At 49.8% G+C, this 15,009-nt stretch carries 20 protein-coding genes and 1 tRNA gene; 4 read left to right on the top strand and 17 right to left on the bottom strand.

From position 1 onward, the window contains the following. Positions 1 to 512: 512 nt before the first annotated feature. Positions 513 to 1,355 (bottom strand): tyrosine-type recombinase/integrase, encoded by an 843-nt coding sequence (locus H8730_RS16370; RefSeq protein ID WP_177718083.1) that lies wholly within the window; start codon positions 1,353 to 1,355, stop codon positions 513 to 515. A 212-nt stretch (positions 1,356 to 1,567) separates the two neighbouring features. Further along, complete coding sequence (locus H8730_RS16365; protein ID WP_177718081.1) at positions 1,568 to 1,954, bottom strand: VOC family protein; 387 nt, start codon at positions 1,952 to 1,954, stop codon at positions 1,568 to 1,570. A 260-nt stretch (positions 1,955 to 2,214) separates the two neighbouring features. On the opposite strand from H8730_RS16365, the gene H8730_RS16360 reads away from it, so the two are divergent. Beyond that, the gene (locus H8730_RS16360) at positions 2,215 to 3,609 is read left to right on the top strand and encodes an ATP-binding protein (RefSeq protein ID WP_249290199.1); all 1,395 of its coding nucleotides are present in this window, start codon (positions 2,215 to 2,217) and stop codon (positions 3,607 to 3,609) included. A 156-nt stretch (positions 3,610 to 3,765) separates the two neighbouring features. Beyond that, positions 3,766 to 4,008 carry a hypothetical protein gene (locus H8730_RS16355; RefSeq protein WP_177718077.1) on the top strand — a complete coding sequence of 81 codons (243 nt, stop codon included), beginning with the start codon at positions 3,766 to 3,768 and terminating at the stop codon, positions 4,006 to 4,008. A 229-nt stretch (positions 4,009 to 4,237) separates the two neighbouring features. Here the strand turns inward: H8730_RS16355 and H8730_RS16350 are convergent. Beyond that, positions 4,238 to 4,323: transfer RNA gene (locus H8730_RS16350), tRNA-Ser, on the bottom strand. Between the two features lie 429 nt (positions 4,324 to 4,752). On the opposite strand from H8730_RS16350, the gene safA reads away from it, so the two are divergent. After that, positions 4,753 to 5,367, top strand: a complete 615-nt coding sequence (gene safA / locus H8730_RS16345) for a SafA/ExsA family spore coat assembly protein (protein ID WP_177718074.1) — start codon at positions 4,753 to 4,755, stop codon at positions 5,365 to 5,367. Positions 5,368 to 5,597: 230 nt separating this feature from the next. Here the strand turns inward: safA and H8730_RS16340 are convergent, their stop codons facing one another. The 4 genes from H8730_RS16340 to H8730_RS16325 form a co-directional block, all read right to left on the bottom strand. Beyond that, positions 5,598 to 6,035, bottom strand: a complete 438-nt coding sequence (locus tag H8730_RS16340) for a hypothetical protein (protein WP_177718072.1) — start codon at positions 6,033 to 6,035, stop codon at positions 5,598 to 5,600. Positions 6,036 to 6,048: 13 nt separating this feature from the next. Next, on the bottom strand, positions 6,049 to 6,903 hold the full coding sequence (locus H8730_RS16335) for a hypothetical protein (RefSeq protein WP_177718070.1): 855 nt from the start codon (positions 6,901 to 6,903) through the stop codon (positions 6,049 to 6,051). A 190-nt stretch (positions 6,904 to 7,093) separates the two neighbouring features. After that, positions 7,094 to 7,306, bottom strand: coding sequence for a DUF3006 domain-containing protein (locus H8730_RS16330; protein WP_177718068.1), 213 nt, complete (start codon positions 7,304 to 7,306; stop codon positions 7,094 to 7,096). Between the two features lie 17 nt (positions 7,307 to 7,323). Further along, a complete protein-coding gene (locus H8730_RS16325) occupies positions 7,324 to 8,412 on the bottom strand; it encodes a ComEC/Rec2 family competence protein (protein ID WP_249290200.1) in 1,089 nt (362 codons plus the stop codon). A 144-nt stretch (positions 8,413 to 8,556) separates the two neighbouring features. Between H8730_RS16325 and H8730_RS16320 the strand changes: the two genes are divergently transcribed. After that, positions 8,557 to 9,222 carry an HD domain-containing protein gene (locus H8730_RS16320; RefSeq protein WP_177718064.1) on the top strand — a complete coding sequence of 222 codons (666 nt, stop codon included), beginning with the start codon at positions 8,557 to 8,559 and terminating at the stop codon, positions 9,220 to 9,222. Here the strand turns inward: H8730_RS16320 and H8730_RS16315 are convergent. From H8730_RS16315 to thrS, 10 genes are all read right to left on the bottom strand, one after another. Continuing rightward, positions 9,217 to 10,068 carry a patatin-like phospholipase family protein gene (locus H8730_RS16315; protein ID WP_177718062.1) on the bottom strand — a complete coding sequence of 284 codons (852 nt, stop codon included), beginning with the start codon at positions 10,066 to 10,068 and terminating at the stop codon, positions 9,217 to 9,219. The genes H8730_RS16320 and H8730_RS16315 overlap by 6 nt on opposite strands. Before the next feature lie 61 nt (positions 10,069 to 10,129). Beyond that, positions 10,130 to 10,306, bottom strand: a complete 177-nt coding sequence (locus tag H8730_RS16310; protein ID WP_249290198.1) for a hypothetical protein — start codon at positions 10,304 to 10,306, stop codon at positions 10,130 to 10,132. 77 nt (positions 10,307 to 10,383) lie between these two features. Next, on the bottom strand, positions 10,384 to 10,509 hold the full coding sequence (locus H8730_RS17775) for a hypothetical protein (RefSeq protein WP_283244025.1): 126 nt from the start codon (positions 10,507 to 10,509) through the stop codon (positions 10,384 to 10,386). A gap of 19 nt (positions 10,510 to 10,528) precedes the next feature. Continuing rightward, on the bottom strand, positions 10,529 to 10,744 hold the full coding sequence (locus H8730_RS16305) for a hypothetical protein (protein ID WP_249290197.1): 216 nt from the start codon (positions 10,742 to 10,744) through the stop codon (positions 10,529 to 10,531). A 3-nt stretch (positions 10,745 to 10,747) separates the two neighbouring features. Next, on the bottom strand, positions 10,748 to 11,170 hold the full coding sequence (locus H8730_RS16300) for a hypothetical protein (RefSeq protein ID WP_249290196.1): 423 nt from the start codon (positions 11,168 to 11,170) through the stop codon (positions 10,748 to 10,750). A 21-nt stretch (positions 11,171 to 11,191) separates the two neighbouring features. Then, entirely contained in the window at positions 11,192 to 11,377 is a 186-nt protein-coding gene (locus H8730_RS16295; protein WP_249290195.1) for a hypothetical protein, read from the bottom strand. 87 nt (positions 11,378 to 11,464) lie between these two features. Then, positions 11,465 to 11,590, bottom strand: a complete 126-nt coding sequence (locus H8730_RS17770; RefSeq protein ID WP_283244024.1) for a hypothetical protein — start codon at positions 11,588 to 11,590, stop codon at positions 11,465 to 11,467. Further along, a complete protein-coding gene (locus H8730_RS17765) occupies positions 11,572 to 11,697 on the bottom strand; it encodes a hypothetical protein (protein WP_283244023.1) in 126 nt (41 codons plus the stop codon). The genes H8730_RS17770 and H8730_RS17765 overlap by 19 nt, the downstream gene beginning before the upstream one ends. A gap of 136 nt (positions 11,698 to 11,833) precedes the next feature. Then, complete coding sequence (locus tag H8730_RS16290; RefSeq protein WP_177715072.1) at positions 11,834 to 12,607, bottom strand: sugar phosphate isomerase/epimerase family protein; 774 nt, start codon at positions 12,605 to 12,607, stop codon at positions 11,834 to 11,836. Between the two features lie 132 nt (positions 12,608 to 12,739). Beyond that, positions 12,740 to 14,500 (bottom strand): threonine--tRNA ligase, encoded by a 1,761-nt coding sequence (gene thrS / locus H8730_RS16285; RefSeq protein WP_177715074.1) that lies wholly within the window; start codon positions 14,498 to 14,500, stop codon positions 12,740 to 12,742. Between the last annotated feature and the right edge of the window lie 509 nt (positions 14,501 to 15,009).

The raw sequence follows: 15,009 nt of genomic DNA, 5'->3' as shown, positions 1-15,009 counted from the left end.
TCTTGATTTCGACTGCGCCTGTGGAGTTCGTCGAATTCTTTCATCAACCAATCCATCTCAACTTCTTCTGATTTCGGCGTATTCAGTTCGTCTCCTTCACGCACGGCTTCCCACCTCCTCTTAGTGACAATGGCGCCTGCTCATTAGCATGGAATCAGGACTCTCTAAGGCAATCCACAAAGCGGGGCGCACGCCAGTTCACGATTGGTAACAGATGATAACAGAAGAAGTATTCTGTTGTCATTTGCCGGGAACGACACAACTGCACTAGCCGTTACTATCCATCTTCCCGTATGAAAAAGGCGCGACAAAGAAACCTTTTCAACAGCTTTCCATGAAAAGGTTTCTTTGTCGCGCTCTAAAATATAACTTTATCTTGACTTTTATGACAGATTACGCTATAGTAGTCGTGTATATTTGTCTGTATTTTTACGTCCATTACAACAGAATACTTCTTCTGTTGTCAATCAGGAACTGGCGTTATGTGGCGCTGGTATTTTTTTGTCCTTTTTTCAGATGACGAGCCGCATGGTTTCCATTTTGCGGCGGTGCTCTGCCCCATTGGTGATGATATAGATTCGAGTGGTGTTGATATTCGAATGGCCGAGTATATCCGCCAGCTTCGCCACATCGTGGTCGATACTGTAAAACGTCCGGGCAAAAAGGTGCCTGAGACTATGCGGAAACACTTTAGATGGGGCAACCTGCGCCCGTTCGCATAAAGCCTTCATCTCCCGCCAGATGTTGGAGCGGTTCATGGGCTTTCCCGTCCGGGTCACGAACACCGGGCCGCTTTGAATATGCTTTCTCTGTGCATACCGACTCAGCTTCTTTTGCAGGGCGGCAGGCAGGAACACCGTCCGCGTTTTTCCCTTGCAAGTCACAACGGCCTCGCCCTGCGCGACGGCTTCCACAGTAATATATGGCAGCTCGCTCACCCGAATTCCCGTGGCGCAGATGCTTTCCAGCAGCAGGGCTAACCGCTCGCTACTTTTTTCCTTAGCCGCTTTTATGAGCCGTATGTATTCCTCCCGGCTCAGCTCCTTTTCCTCCGGGCAAAAGAGTCTTTTCTGTAGCTTAAAAGGCTTTACGCAGCAACGCTCAAAACCCCAAAAGCGGAGAAAGCCGTTGACCGCCGCCAGCACTGCGTTAGCGCTGGAGGGGGCGTAATTTTCACCTAGCCTCGCCTTGTATTCCAGCACAAGCGCTTTGTCAACCCTTTGGCCTGCACAACGGGTAACGAACTGCCGGACGCTGTGCAGATATTTTTCAATCGTCGCCGCGCTTTTCTCGGCTTCCCGCAAGGCTGTTTCATATGGTGGTATCATGCTCTCCTGTAGTTTCTGATGTTTCATTTTACATTCCTCCGGTACTTAAGTATTACCTTTCTATTGTACCGGAGAAACAAAGCCAATCCTCTAAAATTGGAGAAGGTCGTACCCAAAAATTTCACATGATGAATTTACTTATTTTGCAACAGCCCCTTCGGGTGTGGTCCGTTTGTTTTGTCACATCTTTATGTCTAAGGACTATACTCTTGCAGTGAAGATTCTGCTCATTCGCTTTATCAAATTGCAATCCACCAACACACTCCAAATTTATCTATAACAGTAGCACAACATTTGCTCCATGGAACTTCGTGAATGGGTTGAATAACAACGCCGCCATTGCTCAGAATATTAAAGGCGTTACTAACCGCCTCTTCGCTTCCCATTTCAAAAACATTAAACGTCATAGTTTCCCATTTCATTTTGTGTACTATGGTAACGTCGCAAGGATTCGCTGCTTCACTTAATGCTAAAAATCCTTCACCATCTACAGATAATTCACAGTGTTCATAGGCAGTTTTGTCATTATTTTTTATTTCAAAGGTAATTTCTGCACCAAATGCTTTACAATACATTTCTGCTGCTTCAAAACTATTTTTTACATAAACTTGAGTACAGATTTTCATACTATCCCTCCTGTGCAAAATATATGGACTGTTTTTTACTTTACAATGTCTAAATATAAATACTCTCATATGATAGTATAGCATTGATCAGTACTCATAGCAACAAAAAAACACAACTTTGTACACCCGCAAACTCGCATAAAATCAAAATCAGAATTAGTCAAGTATAATTTGCCGAATCATACTTGACTAATTCTGATTTTGTGTTATACTGTTATACTATAAGCAATGCGTGTCGCTGAGATGGGAGGATGTAATCCATGTTTATCGGCAGAGAGCGTGAACTTGCAACTCTGAATAAGGTATATGCATCGGATAAGTTTGAATTTGTAGTAATATATGGTCGCCGCCGTGTTGGTAAAACGGCGTTGATCAGCCAGTTTATAGACGATAAAAACGCCATCTATTTTATGGGCGTCGAGAGCAACGCCAAGCAAAATCTTGAAAATTTCAGCAAGAGTATTATGAGCTACCACACCGGCATGGAGGTCGAAACCTCTTTCCTGTCCTTTCAGGCGGCTTTGGAATATGTGTTCAAGCTCTCCGAAAAAGAACGAATCATTCTTGCAATCGACGAATACCCCTATGTCGCTCGCTCATCGAAAAGCCTTGCTTCCACCATTCAGCTTTTGATCGACCAGTACAAGGACTCTTCCAAACTGATGCTGATCCTCTGCGGCTCGTCGATGTCCTATATGGAAGATCATGTCCTCGCCTACAAAGCGCCGCTTTACGGCAGACGGACAGTGCAGATGAAAATTCTTCCCTTTGACTTTGAAGAGACCTGTCATTATTTCAAAAATTTCACCGATGAAGAAAACGCTTATGTGTACGGAATCGTAGGCGGTACACCGCAGTATCTGCTTCAGATGAGCGATACGCTGAGCATTGAGGACAATATTAAAAACACATTTCTGAACCCCAACTCCGCCCTGTTCGAAGAGCCGGAAAACCTGCTCAAGCAGGAGGTGCGGGAACCGGCGCTCTACAATGCGATCATCACGGCGATTGCGACCGGCGCTTCCCGTATGTCGGAGATTTCCGGAAAAGTCGGGGAAAGCACAAATATTTGCTCCGCCTATATGAAAAACCTGATCTCCCTTGGCATTATTGAAAAGGAAACGCCGTACGGTGAAAAAGCGTCCCGGAAAGCGATTTACTCCATTGCAGACAACATGTTCCGCTTCTGGTATCGTTTTGTACCGGAAAACAACTCGATCATCGCCCGTGGCGCTGCCGATTTGGCATATAAGCGCATTGAGCCGTATCTGTCCGACTATATGGGCAAAGTGTTTGAAGATATTTGCAAGCAATATCTCTGGAAGCTGTTGCTGAACGGAGAATGTCCAGTGGAGTTTTCCTCTCTCGGCCGCTGGTGGGGCAACGATCCCAAAGAAAAACGTCAGACGGAGATCGATATTCTTGCCGAGCAGGATAAAAATACTGCCCTTTTCGGGGAGTGTAAATGGACGAATGAAAAAGTTGATCTCGGCGTTTTGGAAACGCTTGTAAAACGCAGCGAATTGTTTCCCTATCAAAATGTTCACTACTATCTCTTTGCCAAAACCGGCTTTACCAAGGGCTGCACTGACCGGGCAAATGAGATGGGGAATATATCTTTGATGAGTTATGAGGACATGGTGAGTACGATGTAATTGTGCGGTTTGAAAAACCTAATCTTGCGCCAGTCTTCCGATTTCGCTATATCGGAATCGAAAGGCATAAGCGCACATCCGTGTTAATATCTCTATATTCACATTACAAGTAAATTATAGTATAGAGTTCGGGAGGTTCCGGTTGGCGGTCAAAAGGTGCTGCTACGCCGGGCAAGGACTGCAATCAACAGCAGCAATGCGGCAACCATGAGCTTCCTTGAGCTGATGAATTTTACCGACGCAGGCTTTTATGACGCCGATAGGAAAAAAATCGTTGCGGCGTTCATCGATAAAAACGGAATCACAAGAAAATCCATCTCAGCCTATTCGCCCTATTTCCCCGATAAGGCGATGCGGACATTGGTAGAAAGCGAGGTTATTTACAATGTTACACGATGACAGAGATTTGTTCCGGCAGATCGTTCTGTTGACTTCTGAAGCTATGGGAATTGATTCCGGTATTATCGCAAATTAGTATATTTAGGACTTATAATATAAACGAACAGAAGAAAAAACGACCTGATTTTCATCAAAATCAAGCCGTTATCAATGCCATGATTCTATTTTTAACCTATTAGTGGATAAAAGAAGAGACAAACCTGCTCTAAAAAAGTTTGTCTCTTTTTAACGGAGAAGATGGGATTCGAACCCATGTGCCCCGGAGGACAACCGCATTTCGAGTGCGGCTCGTTATGACCACTTCGATACTTCTCCCTACACACTGCGACGGCAAAAGAACCCACACAATGCTTTCCTCATTATACGGCAAGCAACCGCTCTTGTCAAGCGATTTTTTAACCCATTCTACAACGCATAGGATTACTCCATGGGGTACAGCTCAACAAAGAGAGGGCGGGAACCCCTATATACTCCCATGGATAAACATTTCTTTAGAACTGTTATGTTTTACTTGTTCCGGTAAATATTGCAATCCCAGTCTTATTTCTGTACTCCAAACGTCAACGGCATAGCCGAAGAAAACTCCGGTTATATGCGGAACATCTAAATAGAAAGTATGCGGTTTGCTATAAAGTCAATACCATGAAAAAAAAAGCATTGGCAAACATTACATTTGCAATGTACCGGCAAAGTATGTAATAATCGATACATCCCTTGAGGGAAATCAAACTTGGAGGTTATCGTATGAAGAAATTCTGTACTCTTTTCATAGCGGCGTTCTTGATCGTTTCCTTATATGTTCCTTCAGTTTCAGCGGCATCGAATGCTATATCCCACACCGTTGTAAGAGGAGACACCATGTGGAAACTGGCAGTAAAATATCAGGTAGGGGTCAGTGAGATCATCAATGCGAATCCTCAGATTTCAAATCCCGATTTAATTTATCCGGGTCAGATTTTGACCATACCGCAATACGATACCACGGTAACTGATTTTGAAAATGAAGTTATCCGTCTGGTGAATGATATCCGTCGGAATAATGGTTTAAAAGAATTATCAACCAATTGGGAGCTCTCCAGAGTCGCGCGATTTAAATCGCAGGACATGTTGGATAACAAATACTTTGCTCACAACAGTCCCATTTACGGAACGCCATTTCAGATGATAAAGTCTTTTGGTATATCCTATAAAACTGCCGGCGAAAACATCGCCAAGGGGTATAAAACACCTCAGGCGGTGGTGGATGGTTGGATGAACTCCAGCGGCCATCGTGCCAATATTTTGAATGCATCCTATACTCAGATCGGCGTAGGATATGTGGCCAATGGAAATTATTGGACGCAAATGTTTATCGGTTAATTTATCCACCTACACATTCTATAAAGGCGAGGGTTTTTACACCCTCGCCCATCTCTCTGATCAGGCGCCAGCAATTCGGTCCTGACGCCCTTCCCCCATTGGCTACACAATCCCATTCGACCATTCAACCGCGTCCGGTCTTCCAAAAATACAATCTGCCGAATGATTAGTATCGCCATCCTTTTTCTGTACACCCATCACGATCCAGCTATACCGATCTGCAAGACTCCTTACTTAATATACACAGAATTCGAGTAGTAAACTCTTTCCGATGATGTACCTCCCGCCACTCCATATGCAGTAAACTCGAACCGATAGGTCCGTCCCGAAGTGACGGTCAGGTTGTTATATTCCTTGGAAAAACTATTGCATCCCGTGAAATAAGCCTGCGGATAGATTCTTTCCGTCGTCCAAGTGCCATCTGCGTTTTTGTATTGCAGCTTCGTATATTTGAGTCCCGCCAGTGTCGCCGGCTTCACATCGTCACGAATCGCAACATAGATACTGCCGGAGATCTTGCCAGCGCTCGGGCACGTGGCGGAGGCAATATAGTTGGAAAAAATTGTAGACGAATACGGCTCGATGGCAGGCCCGTCCGCCTTGACCGTCATGAAGCAAGAGACAAGCAAGATGAAACATACTGTTACAGACGCGGTTCTTTTGCGCATAACTCTCTACCTCCTAATAATTTTCAATATAGGATAAAAACTCTCTGACACTCGCTGAGGAGGCGGTGGACTGTAGGATATAATTGTTGGCGCCCACACGCCACTGACATTTGGTCAAATCTCCATCTCTGCAAAGCAGGAATTCAATGCCGTTGATCTCATAGACTTCTATTTCCTCGCTGTCAACCTCTATTCCCCACTGAATCGGCCGATTGTCTTTGGGGATGCTAATCTGGATTGTCAACAGATCCTGATTCACATTGGAATAGGAGATGACGATCAACATGCCCCAGCTCAACTCCATGGACTCGATGGCCCCATCGTAGCAATAACCATCCGGAAGCGTCTTAGGGATGGCCAAGAAACCCGCCGGGTCCTCCACATAATTGTCCAAATCATCATAGACAACCGGTAATCGCGTGTTGGGCACTTGCTGTGTCAGCAAAATTCCGTCTCCCAACTCCTGCAAAACTCTATAGATCGAGTCCCCTGTAACCTCATGGCATCCAAATCGAATCACCACCACGAGAAACAATAGTGCCGCCACAACCTTGCCAACGGGCATAACCACATGTCTCCAAGGATTCTTTCGCCTGGGAAGCCACCAGCCATTGGTTCGCAGCTGGTCTAGCTGCTCCACATCATATGCGGAGGACCTAGGCTCCACCGTCCTCTTGAACACGTCCAGGTCTTCAATAACGTCATCGGAGTCTCGCCCACACTGCCGCTCGGATCCGCTCAGGGCGCGTTGACACTGAAAGATCAACTCCTGGTCCTGTCTATCCGGCGCTTTGCGAAGCTCCTGGAGCAATATCGTTTCTGTCCTTCGTCGCAGCTCCTCCCCTGTGCCATCTTGTATCCCCGCCATATCATCACATCCTTAAACGAACGGATCGATTTGGTTTCTCCTTTTATTCATAAAAACCGCGCAGCCTTTATAGACAAACTATACCATATTTCGCGGTTTACAGCAATTGACAATCTACATGAATTATGTCCAAAAATTCCCTCTATTTTTTCGAGGCAAATTTACAATAAAATTAAATTGTCAGAAAATTTCATTTCCAGAGCGCCTTCATTTTGTCCTGTACGCGCTTGCGGGCGGCCTCCGTGTCCTCCTGTCGGATCTGAACCCCTTTTTCCGTAAGGTCAAACAGTTCGCCTGCTCGGATATCTTCCGGAAATTGACATCGAGGGATCTCCAGCATCTCCCCCGTATCCCGATTCTCACAGATGACAAGATCGCCTTCCACTCGATCGATCGTATACATGATGACACAACTCCTCTCTACTCCTGAGGATTACAAGTTCCGCAGGGCTCATAGCCTTTCGCCTTGGCCTCCTCCAGTGACATTGGAATTTTACTGTTCTTTAGGCTTGAACAAGTTTCTCGATGATATTTCTTGCCGGATTCCGTCACGTAGACCTTCGCCCCTTGGATATCGGACCCGGATTCTGCCGGGTTCCCAGGTAGGCCACCATTTCCATCGATCTCGGTCTGCTTCCAATGGATCTCATATTGCTGCCCATCGGTGGTGACCACGACGGTTCCCAACTGATCCGTCCGGTATGTATGCTCAGGCTCCAACCGCTCCAACACTGATGTCGCAGGATGTCCGTAGGCGTTATCTTTTCCAACGCTGATAACGCAGTCTCGCGGCGCAACCGCCTGCAAAAAGTCGGCGCTGCTGCTCGTCTCGCTGCCATGATGGCCAACCTTCAGGATATCAGCCGATAGTGGAAGCCCCGAATTCAACATTCTCTCCTCTGCATCTTGCTCCGCATCCCCTGTGAAGATAAAGTGGAGATCTCCATAGGTCATTCGGATGACGATGGAAGAGGAATTGAGACTCTCTTCGTCCTCGCCAATAGACAGGATTTGGTAGGATCCTTCGCCAAACGTAAAGACATCTCCTACCCCTGGCGCCGTGATGGAGAGCCCTTTCTCCATGGCGGCATCCAATACAGATTCAAATGTCACCGTCTGTGTCATCACCTTCGGCATCATCAATTCTTCTATGGGAAACGCCCGGATAACATCATCCAGCCCTCCTATATGATCTTCATGGGGATGTGTCCCGATCACATACCGCAACCCCTCGACGCCCTGTTCACGCAAGTATTGAACAATCCCCTCTCCATCAGCGTTATTCCCAGCATCGATGAGCATTGCCTCGTTGGACGCCGTTGTGAAAAGGATGCAATCCGCCTGGCCCACATCCAAAAACTGAATGGTCAAACTCTCCAGACCATCCGGCGCCTGTGCCGAGATTGACTCTTGTTCCAATTCCGCATTCTGGTCATAGCCCGGAGGCGCCAGCGCCTCCCCCTGTCTCGCCCCGCAACCGCCAAGAACCATAAGATAACAGCATAACACAAAAGTCAAGAGGCCTGGCCTCCTACATCGCATCCTCATCCGCATGTCCCCCTTCCAAATCAATCAAAATCTTGACACTGCCACCGAATCGTGCTACAGTAAACGAAACAAACTACGCAATATCCCAACAAGGAGGTTCTCCCCATGTCCCTTGTAACGTTTGCATCCATACAGAATAATCCTGAGATCCGGACCTATATCAAAAGGGCTGATGAAACGCTGATTACTCTCGGCTTCACGGAGCATTCCTTCGCCCATGTGACAAAAACTGCGCAGACAGCTCGTGACATTCTGGAAGCGCTGCACTATGAACCTCGCCTCTTGGAGTTGACACAGATCGCCGGCTTTATGCATGACATCGGAAATGTGGTCAACCGGGTGGACCACGCACAGAGCGGGGCTATTATGGCCTTCCGCATCCTCGACAAATTAGGAATGCCGGCGGACGAGGTGGCCACCATTGTAACAGCGATCGGCAACCATGACGAGGGGACGGCGGTACCTGTCAACGCCGTCGCCGCGGCCTTGATCCTGGCAGACAAAAGCGATGTCCGCCGCTCCCGTGTCCGAAATCAGGACATTACCTCCTTTGATATTCACGACAGGGTCAACTACTCCGTCGTAGATTCCAGCCTTCGGCTGGAACCTGAGGGCAAGACCATCACACTTTCCATCACCATTGACACGGAGATCTGCGCGGTCATGAATTATTTTGAAATCTTCCTTGGCCGCATGGTCCTCTGCCGACGAGCCGCCAACTATCTCGGCTTAACCTTTAAGCTGGATATCAATGGGCAGACGCTCCTATAGAGAAAACAGTTTTTTAAGGGCTTCCTCCTGCCGGATGGCATCCTGTTTTCCCTGCTCGTACAGCCGATTGAGATTTTCCGCTTTTTTTTCAAACCGTCCAATGGTAACGGGAGTATGAGGTGCAATCACCAGGGCGGTTCCCTCCCGCTCCAGCTGCTGAATATAGTCCAGCGTGTCATTGTAGACTTGGTGCCGGACATTCATGGCGTCTACTATGGCAGGGTATTGGCGCAATGCGTGGGCATAGATTCGCTGATGCTTCTGTGGCTTTTTTCTGTAGTCACGGTGCTGCGTCAGAATGACGACCAATCGGTCACAGCCGTCTGCCAATGCCTTTCGGACAGGAATCGGGTCCGCCGTTCCGCCGTCCAGATACTGACCGCCCTTGTATTCCACCACATGAGAAAAAAATGGAAGGGCGGAGGAAGCCCGAAAAACGGTGGAATCATGGTCCATATCCCTTTTATCGAAGTACACGGGCCGGCCCGTCCTCACATCGGTGACACCCACCACGTACTCACAGGGCGACGACAACAGAGCGTCATAGTCGTAGAGATCCAGCTTGTGGGGAATCTCGTCGAAGATAAAATCCATGCCGAACATGGAGCCGGTTTTCAGATAATTGGAAACGCTGACGTAGCGCGCGTCGCCAATGTAATCCATAATGATCCGGTAACCCCGCCCAACCTGCCGGGATACGTAGGATAAGCCATTACAAGCGCCAGCCGAGACACCGATTACATAATCCGGCATAATGGAAAGCTCCAACAGCCTGTCCAGCACCCCTACCGTGTAGATTCCGCGCATACCACCGCCTTCTAATACCAGTCCAATTTTCTCAGCCATCTTGCTCTCTCCTTTGCCCCCAAGATTCAAACATGTGTGCCCATGCTTTTTTTGGATTGTATCATCTTCCAGGGCATTTGTCAAATTCCATAAAAAAAGAGACTGTCGGGAAAAGGATCGCCCTGCCTCTACATATAGTGGAAGACTGCCCGCCGGCGTGATCATTTTGACGCTGGCGGCGGGGAATTTGCCTCCGTGTGTCCGCTGGCCGCTGCCGTTCTTTATCGCCGGCGTGCATTTTTTCACCGCCGGCATGATCATTTTGACGCTGGCGGCGGGGAATTCCTCCGTGTGTCCGCTGGTCGCTGCCGCTCTTCACCTAGCCGGCGTGCATTTTTCATCTCGTTTCCCCGCCGGCATGGTCGTTTCGCCGCTGCCGGCGGGGAATTTGCCTCCGTGTGCCCGCTGGCCGCTACCGTTCTTTATCTCGCCGGCGTGCATTTTTTCACCGCCGGCATGATCATTTTGACGCTGGCGGCGGGGAATTTGCCTCCGTATGCCCGCTGGTCGCTGCCGTTCTTCGCCTCGCCGGCGTGCATTTTTTCACCGCCGGCATGGTCGTTTCGCCGCTGCCGGCGGGGAATTTGCCTCCGTGTGCCCGCTGGCCGCTGCCGGCGGGGAATTTGCCTCCATATGCCCGCTGGTCGCTGCCGTTCTTCGCCTCGCCGGCGTGCATTTTTCATCTCATTTCTCCGCCGGCATGGTCGTTTCGCCGCTGCCGGCGGGGAATTTGCCTCCATATGCCCGCTGGTCGCTGCCGTTCTTCGCCTCGCCGGCGTGCATTTTTCATCTCATTTCTCCGCCGGCATAGTCGTTTCGGCTGTGCCGGCGGGGAATTTGCCTCCGTGTGCCCGCTGGTCGCTGCCGTTCTTCGCCTCGCCGGCGTGCATTTTTCATCTCGTTTCCCCGCCGGCATGGTCGTTTCGCCGCTGCCGGCGGGGAATTTGCCTCCGTGTGCCCGCTGGCCACTGCCGTTCTTTATCTCGCCGGCGTGCATTTTTTCACCGCCGGCATGATCATTTTGACGCTGGCGGCGGGGAATTTGCCTCCGTGTGCCCGCTGGTCGCTGCCGTTTTTCGCCTAACCGGCGTGCATTTTTCATCTCATTTTCCCGCCGGCATGGTCATTTTGACGCTGGCGGCGGGGAATTTGCCTCCGTGTGTCCGCTGGTCGCTGCCGCTCTTCGCCTCGCCGGCGTGCATTTTTCATCTCGTTTCCCCGCCGGCATGATCATTTTGACGCTGGCGGCGAGGAATTTGTCTTCATGTGCCCGCTGGTCGCTGCCGCTCTTCGCCTCGCCGGCGTGCATTTTTCATCCTGTACTCCGCCGGCATGATCATTTTGACGCTGGCGGCGAGGAATTTGTCTTCATGTACTCGCTGGCCACTGCCGTTCTTTACCTAGCCGGCGTGCATTTTTCATCTCGTTTCCCCGCCGGCATGGTCGTTTCGCCGCTGCCGGCGGGGAATTTGCCTCCGTGTGCCCGCTGGTCACTGCCGTTCTTTATCTCGCCGGCGTGCATTTTTCATCCCATTTCCCCGCCGGCATGGTCGTTTCGCCGCTGCCGGCGGGGAATTTGCCTCCGTGTGCCCGCTGGCCGCTGCCGCTCTTCGCCTCGCCGGCGTGCATTTTTCATCCCATTTCACCGCTGGCGTGCCAAAAGAGGGCTGTCGGGAAATCGATAGCTCTACACAGGGGGCGGTCTCCTTCTTACCTATCAGGGGCAATATTCGCTATTTCCCGACACCCCCTTTCCGTGTATCCACTATTTCGCCGCCGCCAATGCCTCCAGTTCGCGGAGCGTGGCAAGGGCTCGAGCTCCGTCCTCTTCCAGATTGTCCGTGCCCCCTTCGATGCTCATCCGGCCAGCGTATCCCTTATCCACAAGGGCCTGAAAGAACTCCTCCAGTCGAGGATCCCTCTCCAGAGGGTATCGGCGGCCTTCCAGCGTCGCGATATGGGTGTGGGCTAACTCGCCGGCTCTGCGAATATTGTTCATGCTTTCTCCCTCTTTGAACATATGGAAGCCGTCCGCCAATACCTTCACATTGGGACGATGAATCCACGCCGCCAGCATCGCCGCCTCCCCCACAGACGTAATCATATTTGTCTCGCTGTGATTCAGGGGTTCGATGGCAATGGTGATTCCATGTGGTTCCGCCACCTCACCTATAATCCCCGTTATCTCCGCCAACTGTCTACATCCCTCGGCAAAATCCATTCCCTCCGGGCAGGACCGCGCTTTGCCGCTTCCAAAGACCACCAATGGCGCTCGAAAGGCCTCCACTCTCGTGAACAAAGCGTCCAAGTAGCGGCGAAGCCTGTCATCATCCCGCGCACCCAAAAGTGAAAAATCACCGGGAAATAACCCGTTAAAGCATTCGACTTGAATCGAAGATTGCTCCACCGCCGCCTTCGCTCTCTCAAATTCCTCTTCCGTCATAGCCGCCAGACCCGCCGCATAACATTCGATATAGGCAAATCCCAACCGCTGAGCAACCTCGATGTTATCCACATCGGTACATACCCCAAATCGCATCCTATACTCCTCCCATTTCGCTCGATGAAATTACTGCAAGTATAGCACATTCAACGGCTTTTTGCATGGCCGGAGAAAAAACAGGGACAAGATCAATTGAAAAACTTTGTTTCTGACAAAATCCGTTGTTTTTCATCGGGCCTTTCTTTGGATTTCATCCAGAACCCGGTTCACAAAGGTCTCCACTGTGCAGCTTCCCTGTTCTCCTTCCCCCCGGCTTCGAACGGAAATCGTCTTGTCCGATTCTTCCTTCTCCCCCACGATGAGCATGTAGGGAATTCGATTTAACCGGGCATCACGAATTTTGTATCCAATCTTTTCATCTCGTCCATCCAGTTCCGCACGGATACCAGCGGCCTTCAGCGCACTGTAAACGCCCTTTGCATAGTCCTGGAACCGGTCGGAAATCGGCAGCACCATCGCCTGGACAGGCGCCAGCCATGTGGGAAATTTCCCCGCGAAGTGTTCCGTTAAGATTCCGATGAACCGTTCAATCGAGCCAAATACAACCCGATGAATCATGATCGGACGGTGTTTTTCGCCATCCGCGCCGGTATACTCCGCCTCAAACCTCAGGGGGAGCTGGAAATCCAGCTGAATCGTTCCACACTGCCAAGTCCTGCCCAGGGAATCTTCCAGGTGGAAATCGATCTTAGGCCCGTAGAAAGCCCCGTCGCCCTCATTGATACTGTAGGGCATCCCAAGCTCATCGAGAGCTTTTTTCAAGCCGTCAGTCGCCATCTCCCAGTCCTCGTCGCTTCCAATGCTGTTGTCGGGGCGGGTTGAGAGTTCGACATGATAGGGAAAGCCAAAAACGCTGTAAACCTCATCGATCAGCCGAACGACGCCTTTGATCTCATCTGTGATTTGTTCTGGCGTCATAAAAATATGGGCGTCGTCCTGAGTGAAACAGCGGACTCTCATCAAGCCGTGGAGTGCTCCGGATTTCTCATGGCGGTGAACGAGACCCAATTCGCCCATCCGAAGGGGCAGATCCCGGTAGGAATGGCCGCTGGACTTGTAAACCAGCATTCCGCCTGGGCAATTCATGGGCTTGATGGCAAAGTCCTCGCCGTCGATAGTGGACGTATACATGTTTTCTTTATAGTGATCCCAGTGCCCGGATGTCTCCCACAGCTGCCGGCTCAGCATGACCGGGGTGGAAATCTCAATATATCCTTCCCGTTCATGAATCTTGCGCCAGTACTCGATGAGGGTATTTTTCAAAACCATTCCTTTGGGTAGGAAGAAGGGGAATCCTGGACCTTCTTCCATAAAGGTAAAGAGCCCCAGTTCCTTCCCTAACTTGCGGTGATCCCGGCGCTTCGCTTCCTCGATTCTTTCAAGGTATGCGCTCAATTCCTCCTTTGTGGGAAAGCAAGTGCCATAGATGCGGGTGAGCATCTTATTCTTCTCATCTCCGTGCCAGTAGGCCCCCGCCACACTGGTGAGCTTAATGGCCTTGACCACCTTTGTATTGCCAACATGGGGGCCTGCGCAGAGATCCACAAACTCTCCTTGCCTGTAAAAACTGATGGTCGCCCCCTCCGGCAAATTCTGCGCCAATTCCTCCTTGTAAGGCTCTCCCATAGACCGCACGAGCTCAATGGCCTCCTCCTTTGGCAGCGTAAAGCGCTCTAGCGTGAGTCCTTCCTTCACGATCTTTCGCATTTCGGCTTCGATGGCGCCAAGATCATCCTGGGTCAGCGGCGCTTCCGTGTCAAAGTCATAATAGAATCCATCCGCTATAGCCGGACCGATGGCCAATTTCGTCTGTGGATATAGGCGCTTGACCGCCTGGGCCAGTATATGGGATGCCGTGTGGCGGAAGGCGTTACGCCCAAGCTCCTCCTCAAATGTAGTGATCTGTCCATCCTGCAATTGAATTTTCACTGTCCTCGACTCCTTTTCTCTATCAAAAAACACCCTTGAAAACGGTCTTCATCCCGTTCTCAAGGGTGCATCCATATCAAATGCACGGTCCCACCTTGGCTTTGTCTTCAGGTTCCATCAAACCCTATTCTTTAACGCAGAAATACGATGCCGTTTCTGTCACGGCACAGCTTAGGAGTGGTCTTCACGGCACCCGCTGCGCAAGGAAGTCTCAGCCTTCCTCCCTCTCTCTGTCCGCTAAAGCGCCGTTACTCGTTCCGTCATCGCTTTTGATATAGTACCTTTAGTATAGCACAACTCACAAAAAAAACAAGGGGAATAGAGAAATTTTTCAATGGAGCATCTGAAAAATACGTAAATTCCCAAAGTAAGTCCCACAGAGGAAACGGAGATGGAGTTACTATGAGAAACGTAGTGGAAATAAGCCTGGGAAAGCTAAAAAAGAGGCAGAAATAAGTGGAAACAGAGACAGAAAAAGAGGAAAAGGGATTGCAAACTGTAAAAAAGGG

This window comes from Bianquea renquensis (assembly GCF_014384895.1).
Taxonomy (GTDB): Bacteria; Bacillota; Clostridia; order Lachnospirales; family Bianqueaceae; genus Bianquea; species Bianquea renquensis.
This window is presented reverse-complemented; position numbering and strand designations above follow the sequence as displayed.

What these genes read in the sequence shown, in the direction of transcription:
- H8730_RS16315 (WP_177718062.1), bottom strand. Translation starts at nt 10,068, where the DNA reads ATGGCTGAGAAAATTGGACTGGTATTAGAAGGCGGTGGTATGCGCGGA.
- H8730_RS17770 (WP_283244024.1), bottom strand. Translation starts at nt 11,590, where the DNA reads ATGCACGCCGGCGAGATAAAGAACGGCAGTGACCAGCGGGCACACGGA.
- H8730_RS16335 (WP_177718070.1), bottom strand. Translation starts at nt 6,903, where the DNA reads ATGGCGGGGATACAAGATGGCACAGGGGAGGAGCTGCGACGAAGGACA.
- H8730_RS16330 (WP_177718068.1), bottom strand. Translation starts at nt 7,306, where the DNA reads ATGTATACGATCGATCGAGTGGAAGGCGATCTTGTCATCTGTGAGAAT.
- H8730_RS16365 (WP_177718081.1), bottom strand. Translation starts at nt 1,954, where the DNA reads ATGAAAATCTGTACTCAAGTTTATGTAAAAAATAGTTTTGAAGCAGCA.
- H8730_RS16310 (WP_249290198.1), bottom strand. Translation starts at nt 10,306, where the DNA reads ATGCACGCCGGCGATAAAGAACGGCAGCGGCCAGCGGACACACGGAGG.
- safA (WP_177718074.1), top strand. Translation starts at nt 4,753, where the DNA reads ATGAAGAAATTCTGTACTCTTTTCATAGCGGCGTTCTTGATCGTTTCC.
- H8730_RS16370 (WP_177718083.1), bottom strand. Translation starts at nt 1,355, where the DNA reads ATGAAACATCAGAAACTACAGGAGAGCATGATACCACCATATGAAACA.
- H8730_RS17775 (WP_283244025.1), bottom strand. Translation starts at nt 10,509, where the DNA reads ATGCACGCCGGCGAGATAAAGAACGGTAGCGGCCAGCGGGCACACGGA.
- H8730_RS16290 (WP_177715072.1), bottom strand. Translation starts at nt 12,607, where the DNA reads ATGCGATTTGGGGTATGTACCGATGTGGATAACATCGAGGTTGCTCAG.
- H8730_RS17765 (WP_283244023.1), bottom strand. Translation starts at nt 11,697, where the DNA reads ATGCACGCCGGCGAGGCGAAGAGCGGCAGCGGCCAGCGGGCACACGGA.
- H8730_RS16295 (WP_249290195.1), bottom strand. Translation starts at nt 11,377, where the DNA reads ATGCACGCCGGCGAGGCGAAGAGCGGCAGCGACCAGCGGGCACATGAA.
- H8730_RS16305 (WP_249290197.1), bottom strand. Translation starts at nt 10,744, where the DNA reads ATGCACGCCGGCGAGGCGAAGAACGGCAGCGACCAGCGGGCATATGGA.
- H8730_RS16360 (WP_249290199.1), top strand. Translation starts at nt 2,215, where the DNA reads ATGTTTATCGGCAGAGAGCGTGAACTTGCAACTCTGAATAAGGTATAT.
- H8730_RS16320 (WP_177718064.1), top strand. Translation starts at nt 8,557, where the DNA reads ATGTCCCTTGTAACGTTTGCATCCATACAGAATAATCCTGAGATCCGG.
- H8730_RS16340 (WP_177718072.1), bottom strand. Translation starts at nt 6,035, where the DNA reads ATGCGCAAAAGAACCGCGTCTGTAACAGTATGTTTCATCTTGCTTGTC.
- H8730_RS16300 (WP_249290196.1), bottom strand. Translation starts at nt 11,170, where the DNA reads ATGAAAAATGCACGCCGGTTAGGCGAAAAACGGCAGCGACCAGCGGGC.